This is a genomic window from Micromonospora sp. NPDC049201, assembly GCF_055586805.1.
Map to the genome: position 1 here is coordinate 50,816 of NZ_JBVJHM010000015.1, position 18,232 is coordinate 69,047.

8 protein-coding genes are annotated in these 18,232 nt (G+C 69.6%); 6 read left to right on the top strand and 2 right to left on the bottom strand.

Annotation, left to right across the window (positions count from 1 at the left end; all coding sequences use genetic code 11):
* Positions 1 to 19 precede the first annotated feature (19 nt).
* Complete coding sequence (locus ACZ6O5_RS27635; protein WP_465980701.1) at positions 20 to 1,792, top strand: PLL family lectin; 1,773 nt, start codon at positions 20 to 22, stop codon at positions 1,790 to 1,792.
* A 117-nt stretch (positions 1,793 to 1,909) separates the two neighbouring features.
* On the opposite strand, the gene ACZ6O5_RS27640 is transcribed toward ACZ6O5_RS27635, so the two are convergent.
* Both ACZ6O5_RS27640 and ACZ6O5_RS27645 read right to left on the bottom strand, forming a co-directional pair.
* A complete protein-coding gene (locus ACZ6O5_RS27640; protein ID WP_465980703.1) occupies positions 1,910 to 4,834 on the bottom strand; it encodes a TIGR03767 family metallophosphoesterase in 2,925 nt (974 codons plus the stop codon).
* A 76-nt stretch (positions 4,835 to 4,910) separates the two neighbouring features.
* Positions 4,911 to 5,339 carry a nuclear transport factor 2 family protein gene (locus tag ACZ6O5_RS27645; protein WP_357305627.1) on the bottom strand — a complete coding sequence of 143 codons (429 nt, stop codon included), beginning with the start codon at positions 5,337 to 5,339 and terminating at the stop codon, positions 4,911 to 4,913.
* Positions 5,340 to 5,979: 640 nt separating this feature from the next.
* Here ACZ6O5_RS27645 and ACZ6O5_RS27650 point away from each other — a divergent pair.
* The 5 genes from ACZ6O5_RS27650 to ACZ6O5_RS27670 all read left to right on the top strand — a co-directional run bounded on the left by ACZ6O5_RS27650 (position 5,980) and on the right by ACZ6O5_RS27670 (position 18,123).
* Positions 5,980 to 7,998: an ATP-binding protein gene (locus ACZ6O5_RS27650; RefSeq protein ID WP_465980705.1), complete on the top strand. Its 2,019-nt coding sequence runs from the start codon at positions 5,980 to 5,982 to the stop codon at positions 7,996 to 7,998.
* 292 nt (positions 7,999 to 8,290) lie between these two features.
* Positions 8,291 to 9,364, top strand: a complete 1,074-nt coding sequence (locus tag ACZ6O5_RS27655) for a hypothetical protein (protein ID WP_465980707.1) — start codon at positions 8,291 to 8,293, stop codon at positions 9,362 to 9,364.
* Positions 9,361 to 10,488, top strand: coding sequence for an FKBP-type peptidyl-prolyl cis-trans isomerase (locus tag ACZ6O5_RS27660; RefSeq protein ID WP_465980709.1), 1,128 nt, complete (start codon positions 9,361 to 9,363; stop codon positions 10,486 to 10,488). The genes ACZ6O5_RS27655 and ACZ6O5_RS27660 overlap by 4 nt, the downstream gene beginning before the upstream one ends.
* 362 nt (positions 10,489 to 10,850) lie before the next feature.
* Complete coding sequence (locus ACZ6O5_RS27665; protein ID WP_465980711.1) at positions 10,851 to 14,438, top strand: BTAD domain-containing putative transcriptional regulator; 3,588 nt, start codon at positions 10,851 to 10,853, stop codon at positions 14,436 to 14,438.
* Between the two features lie 7 nt (positions 14,439 to 14,445).
* On the top strand, positions 14,446 to 18,123 hold the full coding sequence (locus tag ACZ6O5_RS27670; RefSeq protein WP_465980713.1) for a BTAD domain-containing putative transcriptional regulator: 3,678 nt from the start codon (positions 14,446 to 14,448) through the stop codon (positions 18,121 to 18,123).
* The last annotated feature ends 109 nt before the right edge of the window (positions 18,124 to 18,232 follow it).

The following is an 18,232-nucleotide window of genomic DNA, read 5'->3' on the forward strand; positions in this document are numbered from 1 at the left end:
TTCTAGAAAGGGAGACGAAGTGAGGAAGTCCATCCGAGGGTCGTGTCGCCTCGGGTCGCTGGTCCTGGGCGCGGTAATCGTCCTGGCGGCTGCGGTGACCATGGTGCCGGCTGCCACGCACGCCGCTACCGACCGGGTTCTCGGGCACGGCACGCTGGCCGTGGCCCGGGACGCGAGCGGCCGGCTGACGTTGTTCGGGAGGGACGGCACCGACCGCCTCAGCGTGCGCACGCAGTCCGCCTCGGACGCGCAGACGTGGACCGCGTGGTCGTCGCTGGACGGCACACTGCGTTCGATGGCGGCGGAGGCGAACCAGGACGGCAGCGTCGAGCTGTTCGGTGTCAACGCCGAGGGCAGGGTCTGGCACCGGCGGCAGGCGGGCAACGGCTGGTCGGGGTGGTCCGGGCTCGACGGCACGTACCGCTCGCTGGCCCTGGGGCGCAACGCCGACGGCCGCCTGGAGTTGTTCGGCACCGACACCAACGACCAGGTGTGGCACCGGTGGCAGACCGCGGCCGGGTCGACGACGTGGTCGCCCTGGGCCCGGTTGGACGGTGGGCTGCGGTCCGTGGCGGTGGAGGCCAACGCGGACGGCCGCCTGGAGCTGTTCGGGCTGAACGCCGAGGGCCAGATCTGGCACCGCTGGCAGCAGGCCGCCGGCTGGTCGGCCTGGGCCTCACTCGACGGCACGCTGGCGTCGCTGGCGGTCGCGCGCGACCGCGCCGGCTCGCTGGTGCTGATCGGCACCAACAGCCGCGACGAGCTGTGGCAGCGCAGGCAGACGACCGCCGGGGCGAACAACTGGTCGGCGTGGGCGGCGCTCGACGGAAGCCTGCAGTCGGTGGCTGCCGATCGCCGCGACGACGGTCGCATCGAGCTGATCGGGGTCAACGCCCAGGGCGACGTCCGGCACCGATGGCAGAGCGATGCCGGCGGTTGGTCGGCGTGGGCTGACCTGGAGGGCGACCTGCCGCCGTCGCCGCCGATGTCGAACCCGTCGAACTGGCGCGCGACGACGACGGTGAACTTCAGCAACGAGGACTGGACCGAGGAGGCGCAGGGCCTGACCACGGACGGTGTGAACTGGTACGTCGGCAGCAACGACTCCGATCACCGCCGGCTCTACAAGTTCGGGCCGGGCTTCCCCCAGGGCGACGATCGGGTTCTCGGCTACCTGGCGCTGCCCGCCAACAGCGGTAACCACCTTGGTCCGCCGGTCTGGGATCCCGTGCGACGTCGGATCGTGGTGGCCGTGGAACCGGCAAACGTGTGGGTGGTCGATCCGGAGACGATGCGCACGGAGTTCATCGGACCGCTCGGCGCGGACGGCTACCGGCCGCAGGGCACCTCGATTCCCTGGGTCGCGATCAATCCACGGGACGGTCTGCTCTACAGCTCGGCGTTCGGGCGCAGCGACCAGCCCATCAAGTCCGTCGACCGGGTCAACGTGTACGACCCGGCCAACGGATACCGCTGGCTGCGGTCGATCCCGCTGTCTCGGGAGATCAAGGAGGTGCAGGGCGGCCACATCTCCGCCGGCGGCCATCTGTACCTGACGTCGAACGCGACCTTCGACATCAGCGCCTACGACCTGGCCAACGGCGCGTACGGCGGACGACGCGTGGTCGACTTCGACCCGTCCGACGACGACGAAATCGAAGGTCTGACGCTGGGCCGCTACGAGTGGGACAGCGGAGCCGAATCGGACGTCGCCGTGCTGGTGCTCGATAACGACATCGTGAGTGAGGACGATGTCGAGGTGAGGTTCTACAACTCCGGCAGCGGCCTGTAGCAGCTGAGGATCCGAGGGCGGTGGGGCCGAGAGGACCCCACCGCCCTCATCTCGGTTTCACGCACCGCGGGCCGCTTCCCCGGAGGGGAGCGGCCCGCGGTAGGACTTGCGTGAGGTCTAGCGGCTTCCGCCCGAGTACTCGCCGTAGACGACGCTGACCGACGTGCCGCCCGGGACCTGCTCGCCGGCCCTCGGGTTCTGGGACAGCACCCGACCGCTGTCGTACCGGTCCGGCACCGACGACGGCGCCTGCGCGCCCAACAGCAGGCCCGCGCTCAGCAGGGCGTTCTTTCCGTCGATGAGCATCTTCCCGACGATGTTCGGCACCGTGACCGACTGTCCCGCCGGCTCGGCCATCCGGGTCCAGGCGGACCACCCCGAGCTGGTCTGGTAACGCCGCCACAGCGTCCCGAGTTGGCTGGTGCCCTCCACCCGGGTGCGTTCCGTCGCGTACACCTCCATCAGCCCGGCCGTCGTGGTCGTCGCGGCCAGGTGACTCATGGTGCCGATCACACCGCCGAAGGGCTCCCAGCTCGTCCAGGTCGGGTTGGTGACGCTGGTGTGGTAGCGGTGGAGGATGGCGCCCGTCCGGTCGACGCCGAACAGTTCGAGACGTCCGTCGCCGTTGGTGGCGGCGGCGACCGAGGCCACCGGGGTGCCCAGGCTCAGATCCATCCAGCTCGACCACCCGCCGGTCGGCTGCTGCCAGCGGTGCCACACCTTGCCCGCCGCGTTGACGCCGAACAGTGCCAGCCGCTTGTCCTTGAGCCGGGTCATGGCGACCTGACGCAGTTCGCCGTCGAACCGGACCCACGGCTTCCAGGTGATGTCGGTGGGACTCGTGTGGGTGGTCTGCCAGATCTGGCCGTCGGGGTCGGTGGCGATGAGTTCGAGTCGACCGTCGCCGTTGCAGCCTGCGGCGACCGAGGTCAGCGGCACGCTGTCGATCTTCACCCAGCCGTTCCAGCCGCCGGTCGTGCGCTGGGCGCGGCTGAACAGCTCACCGCCTCGGTTGATGCCGAAGATCTGGGTGGTGAGCGCGGCTGTCTGCACGGCGGCGACCGAGCGGAGCGCCCCGTCGAACTGAGCCCACGGGGACCACCCGCCGGGGGTCTGGGTGGCGCGCACGACCTCGTCCCGCCGGTTGACCGCGACCAGTTCCAGCACGCCGGAGGTGTTGGGCGCGGCCGCCAGTGGGGATCCGTAGGCGGGAGTCATCGGGAACGGTGCCTTCACCAGCAGTTCGGTGTTGCGGTCCGCGGGCGTGCCCTCTCGGGCGAGCTTGCCGTCTTCCAGCTTGGCCTGCGGGTCGTTGGCGGCCAGCTCCCGACCCAGCGAGGCCAGACCGGCCGGGCTGCTGAGGTCACCACCGTGCTGGAGGGGCGCGTCGATGTCGATCATCGTGGTGAAGATCGAGATGGTGCCGGCCTGTTCGGCGACCTCGATCAGGCGGCTCTGGATGGGCCAGTCGATGTGGGAGGCCGTGGTCACCTCCCAGAAGCCACCTCGCCAACTGCTGTCCGGGCGGGCCGCTTCCGGCCGGGCGTGGGCGAGGATGCGGTTCGTGTGCGTGTGCCCGTCCACCATCAGGATGACGTTCGGGTAACACAGGAGCAGATCCTTGAGCTGCTCGCCGTTCATGAACGGCGTGCCGGTCGGATAGTCGAAGTCGTTCGAGATGGTGTCCAGCGTGTGGTGGCAATAGACGACGATCAGCTTGTCGTCCACGTTCGGACGCGTCTCCACCGTGATCCGCTGGCCGGGACCGTCGATGGGCTGAAAGGGGAGCCACTTCTTCAGATTGCGGGAGCTGTAGGACTCCAGCTTCGAGACGAGCCACTGCCACTGGTCGCCGTCGATAGCGCCCTGCGGGCCGGGCCACTGGGTGCGGCTGGTGTCCAGGCAGAGGAATCGCAGCCGGTCGTCGGCGAGAGCAGGGACCTCGTAGTACGTCAGGTCGCTGCCCGGCGTGAAGCCGTGTCCGACCGGCAGGCCGGTCGTGTTGAAGTGCGCCTGCACGAACTGCGCCCGATCGAGCAGGCGCCGGTCGGGATCCGGCGTCACCGTCGCGAAGTGGAATCCGGTCCGCATCAGCCCGATGAACGTCAGGATGTTGGGATCGTCGGGCAGCGGCGCGACGGGCGTCGCCGGCTTCTCGCTCCCGACCGCCATGGCGCTGAGGAACTCCATCTCCGGCAAGCTCTTTGGCGCGTTGCCCTGGATCAGCGCGTCGTGGTTGCCGTAGGCGGCGTACCACGGCATGCGGATGCCGTGCGCCTGGAACTCCCGGCGCGCGTTGGTGAAGAGCGTGGGCAGGCTGGGAAAGACGCGGGTGTAGCCGGGAGCGTGACCCATGTAGTAGCGGTCGAGCGTGCCGTGGGCCTCCTCGTACGCCCGCATGGTGGGGTGCCAGTAGTCGAGCAGCGGCGGCCACTGGTCGCCGGAGACGCTCTCCTCCTTGGTGGGGGAGCCCGAGTTCGGGCGGACGGGGTTGCCGTCCATCAGGTCGATGTACCAGCGGAGCTCGTTGTACTGGGAGTTGTCGATCGAGTCGCCCGTGACGACCGTGAAGGCCAACGGCAGGTTCGTCACAGGACCCTTGCCGAACTTCTGCACCGCGCGGATCGCGGCGTCGCTCATGTGCGCCGAGAGCATCTCCTGCGGCCGGTACGCGCTGGCGGTGCCCCACTGGTGCTCGTCGTCGGGGGCGTCCAGGAACTCGACCCGCAACGGGGACTTGTCGTCGATGATGTGCATGTCGCTCATCTGTGCGAAGGCGATGAGCGGTCGTTTGTAGCCGGGCTGCGGGTAGAGGGCGAGATCGTCGCGGACGAGGTGCGGCTCCCCGGGACCCTCGGCGATAGGGCGGTAATCCTCGGTGACGAGGTACGAGAGGGTCCGGGTGAGGGTCGTGACGACCTCGTGGGTGCTCGCGGCGGTAGCCGGGGCGCCATTGTTGCGCAGGATTCCCAGGGGGTCCAGCGCGGCCGCGATCACCCCCAGGCCGCCAGCGGCGAGCAGATTCCGACGGGACAGGGGCACGTTTTCCTCCGAGTGTTGCCGATGTGTCGGCTCGGAGTGCGTTCCAACCTGTTCCGCTGAGCGGGGCGGTGGGCGATCAGTCGGTGCGCAGCGCTTCGAGAATCGGCTCGGTCTCGACGTACATGTCCAAGCTGATCACGAGGCCGTCGCGGATCTGCCAGACGTGCACCTCACGCGCCTCGAACGGCTTGCCGGTCGCTCGCACCACACCGCGAGCCCGACCGCTCTGCACGACGCGGTCGCCCGCCTGGTAGAGCTCCTCGATCTCCACGCGGCTGTCGAGCGCGCTGCCCAGAGCCTGCGCGAAGCGCTGGAAGCCCTCGCGGCCGGTGTAGCGGCCGCCCCACGGCAACTGCTCAGACTGGTACACGCTGATGTCCGGGTGGGCTGTCGTCGCGCCGGCGGCCGCGGCCCCCGCCGAGCCGAGCATGGCGTAGATCCGACGTACGAGGTCGAGGTCGGTCGGACCGGACGGATCGGGCTGCGGCGATACGTGGGGAGTCATGTCGATCCTCCGGTCTGACGGGCAACTGCCGGGATTGTAGGGCGGTGGCGGCTGGGGCGTCCGAGGTTGCGGCCGGAACGAGTCGGAACGCCCAGAGCTCATCGGTTCCAGGTCGCCCCCTGTCCCGGGCGGAGCCGCATGGCGCGCTGCCCCGACTTCGGGACAGCCGGACATGAAGCGCCCATCAGGGTCGAATTCCCCTCAGCGGTACGTCAGCGCGACTTCAGCGTGCTGAGCAAGGGTGCATTGAAATAATGATCGTGGGCCGGCCCGGGAAGATCCCTTCCTCTGGGGTTTCGTGAGGGCGGCCGCGACTCCACCGCTGGAGAAGATCCTCATGGCACCACCGCAGACGTACCATCACCTCGGCCTCAGCCCGGCGCGCGCACACGTCATGACTGCCAGCGGCCAACAGCCGTGAGCGCAAGAGCTGTTTGACGTCGATCTGCCCGGGCGACGGTTGCCGCCTCGCCGGGGCCCGGTGACCCGCGCGGGCCGGGTCCCCGCGGCTGCGCCCTGAAGCGGTTGTCCGCAGCCTCCTCATTGGCCCCGAGTTGGGCTTTCACGCCGCGTCTGCCGATCGCCCGCACCATCCGAACGGACTGTTGATGTATCACCCTCACTTGCAGGAGGACCTCCGGTGATCGCCCGTCTGCCGTCGTCCCAGCTGGCCGACCGCAGCCGTCTGGCCCTCGCCGCGGCGCCCGCCCATCTCCCGACACAATCCCGTCCCGTCGCTGATGAGCTGCACTCGACGCTCATCAACGGGACTCGTGCCCTGCACCACGACGGCAACCTCCAGGCCAGCCGGGAATGGTTCGACCGGGCGTTCACCGCGGCCGAACGCGAGCAGGACGGTCCGAGTCAGGCGCTGGCCGCCGTGGGTTACGGGGGCCTCTGGGTGCACGAGCACCGCGGCGCGGCCACGGCGGCGCTGACCGAACTGCGCCTGCGCCGCGCACTGAACCTGGTGGACGACGAGTCACCGCTCGCGGTTCGGCTGCGCTCCCGGCTGGCCGCCGAAGCCGACTACCGCGAAGGAGCGCACGAGCGGGTGTTCGCTGCGGTGGAGCATGCGCGACGGTTGCAGGATCCGGTGGCGCTGGCGGAAGCGCTGAGCCTTGCTCATCACTGTGTGATGGGTCCCCATGAGGCCCACCTTCGCACGCGGCTCGTCGAGGAACTGATCGAGACGAGCCTGCGCACCGGGCGACGCGGCGACCTGCTGATCGGCCTGCTGTGGCGTACGTCGAACCTGCTGCTCGCTGCCGACAGCCACGCCGAACGGTCGCTGCGGGAGCTGCAGGGCATGCTGCAGGAGCAGCCACATGCGGCGGTCGGGTTCATCGTGCAGGCCATGGAGGTCATGCGGACGATTCGCTCCGGCGACCTCGCGGCCGCGGAGGAACACGCCAACGCCTGCGCGAAAGCCGGGCAGGCGGTGGGCGACATCGACTCGATCGGCTGGTTCGGAGCCCACATGATCGCGGTCAACTGGTATCGGGGCAACCTGGCGGAGCTGATCCCCACTCTGCGCGAACTGGTCAACTCGCCGCTGCTGAGCACCGTCGACAATTCACACCTGGCGGCGCTCGCCGTCGCGGCTGCCAGCGCCGGCGACGAGCGGCTCGCCCGTGGCTCGCTGGCCCGGCTCGCGGGCGCCTCATGGAGCCAGCTACCGATGACCAGCAGTTGGCTCGCCACCATGTACGGCGTCATCGAGGCGGCGAATCTGCTCGGCGACGCGAAGACGGCAGCCGCCGCCTACGACCAGCTACGGCCGTTCGGGCATCTACCGATCATGGCGAGCATGGGGATCGCGTGCTTCGGATCGGCGGAACACGCGCTCGGCGTCGCGTCACTGACGACGGGACACGGCGACCAGGCGGTCGCTCACCTCGAGGCGGCCGTGCACGCCAACCACGCGCTTCAGCACTGGCCGGCGGCGCTGCTGTCGCGCGCCCGGCTGGCCGAGGCGCTGTGGCGACAGGGCGAGCACTCCCGGGCTCATGAACTGCTCAACCAGGCTCGTGAGGAAGCGGAGCAGCTGGCCATGCCGCTGCCCCGATCGACCGAGCACATCTCCCAGCGACCCGCGGCAGACGCCGGCAGAGCGGCTGCGCCGGTGCTCAGCTGCGAGCGCCGCGGGCTGCGCTGGCATCTGCGCTTCGGCGACCGGGTGGCCGTGCTGGACGCCAGCAAGGGCATGACCTACCTCGCCAGTCTGATCGCCAACCCCGGGTTCGAGATATCCGCGGTGGAACTGGCCGCCGGTCCGGGCACCGCGGCGGATTCGCTCAACGGCAGCCTGACGACCGGCTCTTCGCAACCTGTCCTCGACGAGGCCGCGAAGCGCGCGTACAAGGCCAGGTTGTCCCAACTCGACGACGCCATCGCGGAGTATGAGGCGCACAACGACCTCGTCCGGGCCGAGCGGGCCAGGGCGGAGCGCGGCTGGCTCATCGAGGAGCTGGCGGCCGTGACCGGGTTGGGCGGGCGTACCCGCAGCTTCGCCGACGCCGCCGAACGCGCGCGCATCTCGGTCGGCAAGGCGATCAGGCGTGCGGTCATGCAGGCAACCGCCGCGGATCCGGTGATCGGTGACCATCTTCGTTCCTATGTGCGGACCGGCATGCGCTGCTGCTACATGCCGAGGTGACAGTTCGCCAGGAGCGTGAGGACCGAATATGCCCGTAGTTCGGCGTCTCACGCTCCTGCCGGGAACGGCGAGAACGGGGGGAGGTTGCTCGCCGTTCGGCATGTCCCCGGCAGAGACGCCGTCGCTCAGCTGTCATCGATCGCCACGCCGCCTTCTTACGGGTTGCGAGAACGGTCCCAGAGCCCGCTGAAGTTCAGCTGACGGGCCGCTGAGGCCCCACACACCCCTACGACGACCCGTGCGCGCGCAAGAGCGCCGCACACCTCGGCGACTTTTCCTGTGAGGAGAACCGATGCAGACGCATGAACCACCGACAGTTCGACTGAACTGGATCACCGAGCAGCGCTATTCGCTCGTGGGACCGCCGCGCGAGAGCCGCATCGGGTCGTGGTATCCGCTCGCCAGCACCGCTGGCTCGCTGCACGAGGGTCTGCTGGTGAGAGGGGTGCCGCCGGCCGATCCGGCCTTCGCCCTCCGCGTGACCGCGCGGGTCCGTCAGATCATGGCCGCTCGCGTCCCGGGACTGGTCAAGGTTGTCGACTGCCTGTACGACGAGCAGCAGATGTGGCTGATCACGGACACGCCACCCCACCCGACCCTCGCGCGGTTGGCGACGGCGGCCGGTGGAATCCCGGGACCGGCTGCGATCGCCGTCGCCGCCGCCTCGGGCCGTACGCTCAGTGCGTTGCACGCCGACGGCCTGTCGCACGGGGGTCTGCACCTGGATTCGGTCAGCATCGCTCCCTCGGGTGAGGTGATGCTGCTCGAGGTCGGTCTCGCCCGCGCTTTCGCCGGCACCGCGCTTCGCGCCGACGAAGACGCGCGAGGTTGGGCCCGCCTGCTGCGCGAGATCAGCGCACTGTGCCCGGACCGGCATGCGGCGGCATCGCTGCGCGCCTCGGCGACCGCCGCCGAGTCGGCGGCCGGGGCTGAGGGCATCCACGCCGGCCTACGCACGCTCGCCGCTGAGCGCATTGCTCGCACGTGGGATGCCGACCTGACCGCGGCCGCGGGGTTTGTCGGCAGAACGGTGCGGACACCCCTGCGTACAGGGAACCGAGGTGCACGGTCGCACGGCCGCCCGGCCCTCGACGGCCCCGTCTCGACCGGCGGTGACGATCCGCACGGTCCCGCGCCGTCGGAGGAGGACGGTGCTCAGGTCCGTCGTCCAGCGGATCGCGCTGACGGACCTCATCGCCACCGGCGTTGTCACCGCGGGCCTCATCCTCCTCCGCTACGGGATCCAAGCCGGGTGACAGCGCCCGAGGTCGTGCCGCCGCGCTGGAACGTGAGGGAACGCGTCCACCAAGGCGACGTGCGAATGGCACAGCGTCAGAGATCTCACGAGAGGACGTGTCTGCCATGAGCACCATCGAATGGCTCTCCGCGAGGGCGATCCGGGTCATGGTGCCACACTCCGAGCCCGAAGCGATCCGCACTCACCTGAGCGACCTGCTCGCCGATCGGCGCCTGACGCTGTGCCGTCCGCCCGACATCCACGTGGACGAGTCCGGGCAGGGCAGCGTGACGGCCGAGGTTCGGATGGCGGTCACGCTGCCCGAACTGACCGGGCTCGAGGTCACCGTCGACGCGATACCCGACGACAGGACCGTCGAGGGGTATCTGGCCCATCTTCGCGAGCACGCGGCGATCCTGACGCCGCTGGACCGAGCGGCCCGCAGTGGCGACTTCGTGACCGTCGACCTCCGAGCCACCGTGGGTGGGCGCGACATCGAGCGGGGCGAGTGGCGTGGTGTGGTGCACGAGGTCGGTGCGGGGCATGCGCTCGAAGGGCTGGACGACACGCTGCTCGGCATGAGTGCCGGTGAGGCCACCACCTTCACGACGACGCTTGTCGGTGGCCGGCACCGCGGGCAGGCTGCCGAGCTGGCCGTCACGGTCACGCAGGTGTCCAGCCGGACCCTGCCGGAGCTGAACGACGCCTTCGCCGGCGTGATGGGTGACTTTCAGACCCTCGACGAGCTGCGCTCGGCGCTGGCGCGGCGGCTGGCGGCGCGGGCCGCCGCCCGGCACCGGGCGGCAACCTACGACAAGGCGGTGGCGTTGGCGGCCGCGAGGACTGGCATCACGGCACCGGACGACCTCGTGCAGCGGCTACTGGACGAACAGAAGCGGCACATCTCGCACTCGCTGGGTGCTCTCGGGGTGGCCCTCGAGGACTACCTGGCAGCCGAGGACATTGCGGAAGACGACGTCGATGCGGTGCTGCGGGCGGCGATCGCCAGACGAACCGAGGCCGAGATGCTGCTCGATGTCATCGCCGCCGAACAGGGCTTCGACGGACCGTTCGGCGAGTCTGCGGAGTCCGGTCCGGAAGCGCCGCCGGCGGCCTCCGCCGAGGCGGGTGCGGCGCGGCGGGGCAGGGCACTGGCCCATCTCATGAACATGGTCGTGCTGAAGGATGGCAGGGGTGACGTGCTGTCGGCCGCACAGTTGGCCGACGCCGGTAGGTATGCGGTCGCTGGCTGACGGCAGCACCTCTCGGCACCTTTCGTGACCGGCCGGTAGTCGACGCGCTTTTGATGCTTGTTCGACCCTTTGAATGACTGTGCGGAACGGTCTGCGTCGAATGGGCAGACGCAGATCGACGTAGAATTTCCACGGCGTCAACGCCGGAACGGCGGGGCTAAGTGGTATTGATCTCCTTCAGACGCAAGCGGGTTCGGCGGTTTAACTGATGGATACGAGCCGGATGATGTCGCCCTCGACGGGGCCGGTCTGTCGGCGCGGCGAGGTCGCGCACCGCGGTTGTCGGCGTCAGGGCAGATGGGGCGTGGAGAGGCGCGAACCGACCGCGTGGCCGCGGTTGGCGTCCGAAGCCGAGGACGGACATGCGCGCTGACGTCCGGGTTCGGCTGTTGGGCCCGATCGAGGTGGTTGCGGCCGGGCTGCACCGGCCTGTCGCCGGACTGCGCAAACGTGCTGTCTTGGCGGCGTTGGCGCTGCAGGTCCGGCAGGTCGTCTCGGCGGACGACCTCATCGATGTCGTCTGGAACGGCGCCGGTCCCGTCACCGCCCTGAACGCACTGCAGAGTCACGTCTCGTCGTTGCGTCGCGAGCCGGGCCTACGGGAGGCGATCCTGGCCCGTGCTCCGGGTTACCTGTTCGACCTGGGCGCCGGGTGTACGGACGTGGAGGTGATGGAAGAGCTGCTTCGACGCGCCGCGGAGGAGGCGGATCCGGCGCGCCGGGCCGGGTTGCTGAGGTCGGCACTGGGCTGGTGGCGTGGTCCCGCCCTGGCCGGGCTGGCGGATCTGACCTGGTTCGCGGATCAGGCGGCGCGGTTGGACGGGGTGAGGCGGGGGGCTTTGTCGTCGTTGACGGAGGCGCGTCTGGTGCTGGGCGAGCACGGTGCTCTGGTGGGAGAACTGGAGCACCTGGCGGAACGCTATCCCTTCGACGAGGAGCTGCATCGACAGCTGATGGTGGCGTTGTACCGGTGCGGTCGGCCCAGTGACGCGCTCACCGTGTTCGGCAGGCTGCGACGTCGGTTGGCCGACGAGTTGGGAGTTGATCCCGGGCCGGTGTTACGTGGGCTGCAGTCGTCGATCCTTCGTCACGACGAGGCGTTGACTCTCCCGGGGACGACCGAGCCTGGCGGTGCGGGACGCGTAGTGGCGCGACCCGCGGCGCGGGAAGGGGCGTTGGTGGAGCGCGCGGCGGAGATGAGCCTGCTGGAGCAGGCGCTCGCGGAGGCACGCGCGGGAACAGGTTCGGTCGTGTTGTTCGAGGGTCCAGCCGGTATCGGCAAGTCGGCGCTGCTGGGACACGCACGGGCTCGGGCCCGAGAGTTGGGGTTCAACCTCGCCGCCGCCGTCGGTCGGCAGTTGGAGGCAACCTACGACTGGGGATGCGCGCGTCAACTGTTCGAAGGCTCGCTGTTCGGCCCCCTCAGCTTCTCCGCGGGCACACCTGCTTCCGATGCGCACGGCGAGCTGCCGACACCTTCGGGACGTCAGCGCGAGTCGGACCTGGAACGCTCGGAAATCCATGCGCTCTATCGGCTGATGGCCAAGTCGTGTGAGCGGGGGCCGTTGTTGGTGACCCTTGACGACCTGCAGTGGTGCGACCTTCCTTCGGTGCGGCTGACGGCCTACCTCGCCGCGCGGGCCTGCGGCCTGCCGATGGTCTTGCTGGGGACATCGCGGCCGGGCGTGGCGGAGATCGATCAGGTCCTGACTGGGCTTGCTCGGTTCACGCGGGTCCTGGCGCCCCTGTCGGTGAATGGTTGTGCTGCTGTGCTGGGCCATGGAGGTGAAGAGTTGGCGCAGCAGTGTCATGAGTTGACAGGCGGCAGCCCGCTTCTGGTCCGGGAGTTCGGCCGCCACCTCGGTGGCGAACGTGGGGTGGAGCGGGGCGCAGCGAGCGTACGACGCCTGGTTCAGGCGCAGGTGCGCCAGTTGCCGCCGGGAGCAGCCGGCGTCGCGCAGGCCTTGGCGGTGTGGCGGGGCCCGGCCGGGGCAGAGGCGGTGGCGGCGACGGCTCGGATCGATGTCGCGGAGGCGATGCACCACCTGGCTGCGCTGCGCGCGAATCAACTGGTGGCTGCCAGCGACGGGGGTCGGCGGTTCGCGCTGGCGCGTCCGTTGATTCGTGAGGCGGTGTATGAGGGGGTGGGGTCGGGGGTGCGGGCGGGGTTGCATGTGCGTGCGGCGGGGGTGGCGTTGCGGGTGGGGGATGTGGTGGGTGCGGGTTCGCAGTTGTTGCGGGTGCCGGCGGGGTGGGGTGGTGTGGATGCGGTGGGGGTGTTGGGTGAGGCGGCGCGGGTGTGTCTGGTGCGGGGTGCGGTGGATTCTGCGGTGGCGTTTTTGCGGCGGTTGTTGGAGGAGGATCTGGGTGAGGGTCGGGGTGGTGTGCTGACGCGGTTGGGGATGGCGGAGTTTCTGGTGGATACGGGTGCGGCGGTGGGGCATTTGGCTGCCGGGTTGGCGTTGGAGACCGATCCCGAGACACGAGCGCGAACCGCCCTGACACTGGCTGCGGCGCTGCACGCCGACGGTCAGCCCGCCGAGGCGATGCACGTGGCACAGGACGCCCTGCACCACAGCCCTGACCCGCTCAGCAGCACACACCGCGCACTACAGGCCATGATCGTCGACACCGCCATCGCCGCTCGTCACCTTCCGCACATCCAGCCGCTTGTGAAGGAGTGGCGGGACCGTCCGCCGGGCTCGACGACCGGCGACCTGATGTTGCAGGCCGCGCTGGCTGTCCATGCTGCCCTTCGAAACGACCGCGTCTCGGCCCTGAGGCGGGCGAGCGCGGTGGCGACGGCAGCCGATCTGAGCCGACAGCCCTTCGCCGCGCACGCTGCCGCGCGAGCCTGGCAGGTGCTCACGACGTGCGACGCCCCGGAAGCCCTACCCGCCATCGACACGTTCCTCACCCACGTCGAGACGACCGGCTCCCGGTGGGGGCAGACGCTGGCCAGGTGCCATCGGGGCGCCGTCCTGCTGGCCCATGGCGACGTACGCGAGGCTGTCGACGACCTGCGCCTCAGTTGGGCACAGGCAGTGCGGCACGAGTTGCGACTCGGCAAGATCCTCGCCGGCAGCCATCTGATGATCGCCCTCCTGCGGCGAGGTGATGTGGACGCCGCCGACACCATCCGATCCCAGCTAAAGGATGGCCCGGCGCTTGATGTCACGAATGGACTGAGGACGTACGCGGAGGCAAGCCTGCTGCTTGCGCAGGGCAGGACGACCCTCGCCCTGGCCAGGGCCATCGCCCTGCGGGACCAGTGCCGCGTCAGCGGTATCACCAACGCGGTGGATCCGGACTGGCGTACCTTGATGATCCGCTGCCTCACCGATCTCGGCCGGGGAGACGACGCGTTGGCTACGGCCCAGGAGTTCATCGATTCGGCTACCACCTGGGGCACCGCCCGGGCCATCGGGCGGTCCTTGGCGGCCATGGCTGACGTGGTGCACGCGCGGCGGCGTACGGAACTCCTGCACGAGGCGGCGAAGCACTTCCAGGCTGCTGAAGCCCGATGGGAACTGGCCCAGTCCCTCCACCGGCTGGGTGAGTCGATGCGCCAGACGGGGTCGCCGATGGAGGCGCGTGAGCACCTGCGCCGAGCACACGAGATCGCCGTGGCGTGCGGCGCCGAAGCGTTGGCTCGCGATGCCGCGGGCAGTCTGCGCCTGCTGGGCACCCGCGTTCGTACGGAGCAGGGAGGCCGCTCGGAGCGCCTGACGCCGGCCGAGAGGCGTGTCGTCGAACTGGCGACGGCGGGCCACAGCAACCGCGAGATCGCACACAGCCTGTTCATCAGGCTGAAGACGGTCGAGACCCACCTCACGAGTGCATACCGGAAGCTCGGCGTCTCCGGCCGTGGGCAACTGGCCCAGGTATCACGCGCGTCGGACTCGGAAACGTCGGCTCCTGCCGGAGTTGACGACAGGCGATACCAGTAGGCCTGATGTGGACCCGCATATCACCGACGCCGAGGCGAGCCATCATTCCCGACGCCGCGACAGCTGTGAGGTGATGGAGGTGCTCAAACCACCGGTAAGTCGAGTCAGACTTCTCGGCACCCTGGAGGTAGTCGTCGACGGCGCGCCTCGTCCCGTCGGTGGCCTACGGCGACGCGCCCTGCTGGCGGCGCTCGCCCTGCAACCCGGTGACGTCGTCAGCTCACGGCGGCTGCTGGAAATCGCCTGGCCGGGTCGGACCACCGCGACCAGGATGAACACGCTGCAGAGCCACCTGACGCATCTGCGCCGGGAGTACGCGCTACGCGGTCTGATCCTCGCGAGAGGCTCCGGCTACGTACTCCAGCTCGGCGATGAGTTCACCGACCTGCAACTCGCCGAGCGGCGGATCCACGACGCGATGCTCGCCGATGATCCCGCGAAGGTCGTCGGCGAACTGCGGGACGCGCTCGCCGCCTGGCGCGGCCCCTCCCTCAGTGATCTGCGGGACCTCACCTGGTTCAACGACCAGGCCGTACGCCTCGACGGCATCCGCCGGGCCGCCACCAACGCTCTCGTCGAGGCCCGGCTCGCACTGGGCGAGCACCATCAACTCGTGGCCGAGCTGGCACACGCGATCGAGCAGCAGCCGCTCGACGAGGAACTGCACCGGCAGTTCATGACCGCCCTCTACCGCAGCGGACGGCAGAGCGACGCGCTGTCGGTCTACCAGCGCCTCAAACGAACTCTCGCGGCGGACCTGGATACCGGGCCGCAGGTGGCGACGAACGAGCTGTACACGGCGATACTCCGGCACGCACCCGAACTCGACCTCACCGCCACGGGCATCACAGCCTCCCTCAGCGGGAAGCCGGCAGCCCCACCGGACGCAGGCGGGGAGGGCCGGGACGAACTCGTCGACCGTGATCATGAGACTGGCCTGATCGATGAGGCGATGCGGGCCGCGGCTGCCTCTGCCGGCACTGTTCTGCTCTTCGAGGGGCCCCCGGGAATGGGGAAGACCTCTCTGCTGGAGTACGCCGAAGGGCGGGCCCGGCAGCGCGGTTTCACCGTCATGAGTGTCGGTGGATGGCCGGGGGAGAGCGACGCCGCCTGGGCCGGGGTCCGGCACCTACTCCACGGCGAGACGCGTGCCTCTCGCGAGTCTGGCCGTTCCGCGTCGGCCGGCAGCGCGCTGGCGCGCGAGGCGCTGCTGGGCTGGGACCAGGCACGTGGAGAGCGCGCCGTCGGCGAGTACGCCCTGCTCGACTCGCTCTACTGGCTGGTCGCCGACGTGGCAGAACACGCTCCGGTCGCGCTCATCGTGGATGATCTCCAATGGCTGGATGTGCCTTCGGTGCGTTTCCTGGCCTATCTGAGCGCCCGGTTGGAAGCGCTACCGATCATCTTGGTCATGGGCCTCCGCAAGGGCGACGACCATCGGGTTCAGCCTCTGCTGTCGGCTTTCGCCTCGGTCACCCACATCCTCGCGCCGCTGACCGCCGCTGGCTCGGCGCGCCTTCTGAACGCGCTGACGGGCATGCCTCCCGACGATCCCGTGACAGCCCAATGCCGTCGGCTCAGCAGCGGAAACCCGCTGTTGCTGGGGCAGCTCGCCAAACGCATCAACGGCGCCGTGGCCAGCGGACAGGACCCGGCGTCGGCACTGGAGACCGGCTTGCCGGTCATCTCGATGCTGGTCAGGACCCAGTTGGACTACTTCCCGCCCGCTGCCGCGGTAGCGGCCCAGGCCCTGTCGGTGGTGGGCGACGGCGCCTCGGTCGACGCCCTGGCCCAGGTCGTGCAGGCCCGGCCACAGGAGGTCGTGGAGGGGCTGAGCATCCTTCGCGACAGCGCCTACGTCACGGAGACGGCAGGCGGCTTCGGGTTCGCTCACCCGTTGATTTGTGAGGCGGTGTATGAGGGGGTGGGGTCGGGGGTGCGGGCGGGGTTGCATGTGCGTGCGGCGGGGGTGGCGTTGCGGGTGGGGGATGTGGTGGGTGCGGGTTCGCAGTTGTTGCGGGTGCCGGCGGGGTGGGGTGGTGTGGATGCGGTGGGGGTGTTGGGTGAGGCGGCGCGGGTGTGTCTGGTGCGGGGTGCGGTGGATTCTGCGGTGGCGTTTTTGCGGCGGTTGTTGGAGGAGGATCTGGGTGAGGGTCGGGGTGGTGTGCTGACGCGGTTGGGGATGGCGGAGTTTCTGGTGGATACGGGTGCGGCGGTGGGGCATTTGGCTGCCGGGTTGGCGTTGGAGACCGATCCCGAGACACGAGCGCGAACCGCCCTGGCATTGGCCGGAGCCCAGTTCTTCGCGGGCCACGCGGCGCAGGCGGTCACCGTCTGCCGAGAGGCGCTGGCAGACGGCAGCATCTCGACGTCCGCGCGGCAGGGGCTGGAATCCTGCATGATCGACGCCGCCTACCCGGCCCGCGATGCTCTCGGCCTGGCGCAGATGATCGAAGCGCAACGTCACCTGTCCGGTGACGACAGCGACGGCGGGCTGATGCGCGACGCCGCACTGTCGGTCTGGGATGCCTGCCGCAACGACCGTCGGTCGGCTCAGCGACGCGCCGAGCGCGCCGTTGCCGGCGATGTGCTCATCCGCCATCCGCTGGCCGAGAGCACCCTGGCCTGCGCGTGGCAGGTGCTGGACGTGTGTGACGCACCGCAGGCGCTGCCCAGCGTGGATGCCGCCATCGCGCACGCCCGGCGCTCCGGTTCACTGCGCGCCCTCGCACCGGCCATGTGCTTCCGCTCGGCCCTGATGCTCAGCCGAGGCCACCTCGCCGAGGCCGTCTCCGATGGCCGGGCCGGCTGGGAAGCCGTGACCACCTCGTCGATTCATGTCGGTCTTCCCTACATCGGGAACTATCTCGCCCTTGCCCTGCTGCACAGCGGCGACGTCACCGGCGCGCGGGTGGTCCTCGCCGAGGTCCAGGGCGGCTGCCCCGCGGACATCAGCACCCGGCTGTTCGGCGAGGCACTGATCGCCCTGGCGCTGGCCGAGGACGACATCCCCGAGGCGTACCGCCTCGCCGGCGCCCTGCGGGACGAGTGTGACAACCTCGCCATCGAGAACCCGATCCTTGCCGACTGGCGCTCGCCGATGATCATCACCCTGGATGCCCTCGGCCGGCGGCGTGCAGCGGAGGATGTCTCCGCGCAGTTCATCGACGTGGCGCGAGCGTGGGGTACGCCCCGGGCCGTCGCACGCAGCCTGCGTCTGGGCGCCACCGTGGCACCCCTCCGGAAGCGACCAGAACTCCTGTCGGAAGCAGCGGAGCTGCTCGGCAGTACGGAAGCCCGCCTCGACCGCGCTCAGACGTTGTACGCACTCGGCAGCGCGCTGTTGCATCTGGGGTACACGGATGACGCCCGCGAACGACTTCAGCAGGGTCACCGGCTCGCTGCCGGATGCGGGGCGATCCCACTGCGTGACGCACTCGCGGAACGGTTGCACGAGGTGGGCGTCCGCCCCCGCACGGGCGACGTGACGGGCAGACGCGGCCTCACTCCGAGTGAGGCGAGAGTGGCCGACCTGGCGGTGCACGGTCTCACCGACAAGGAGATCGCGCAGAAGCTGTACCTGACGACCAGGACGGTCGAACTTCACCTCACTTCTGCCTTTCGCAAGCTGGGCGTCACCACGCGGACCGAGCTGGTAAGGGTGTTGACGCAAGAGCGTCCCTGAGAGCGGTTTGCGCGACGTGAAGTGGCTCCCGGGTGAGCGGTGAGAGCGCGCACACGCGCCGAACCTCTGATGCGACCCGTGCCTGCCTCGTGCCTTCCCCACCAGCCGG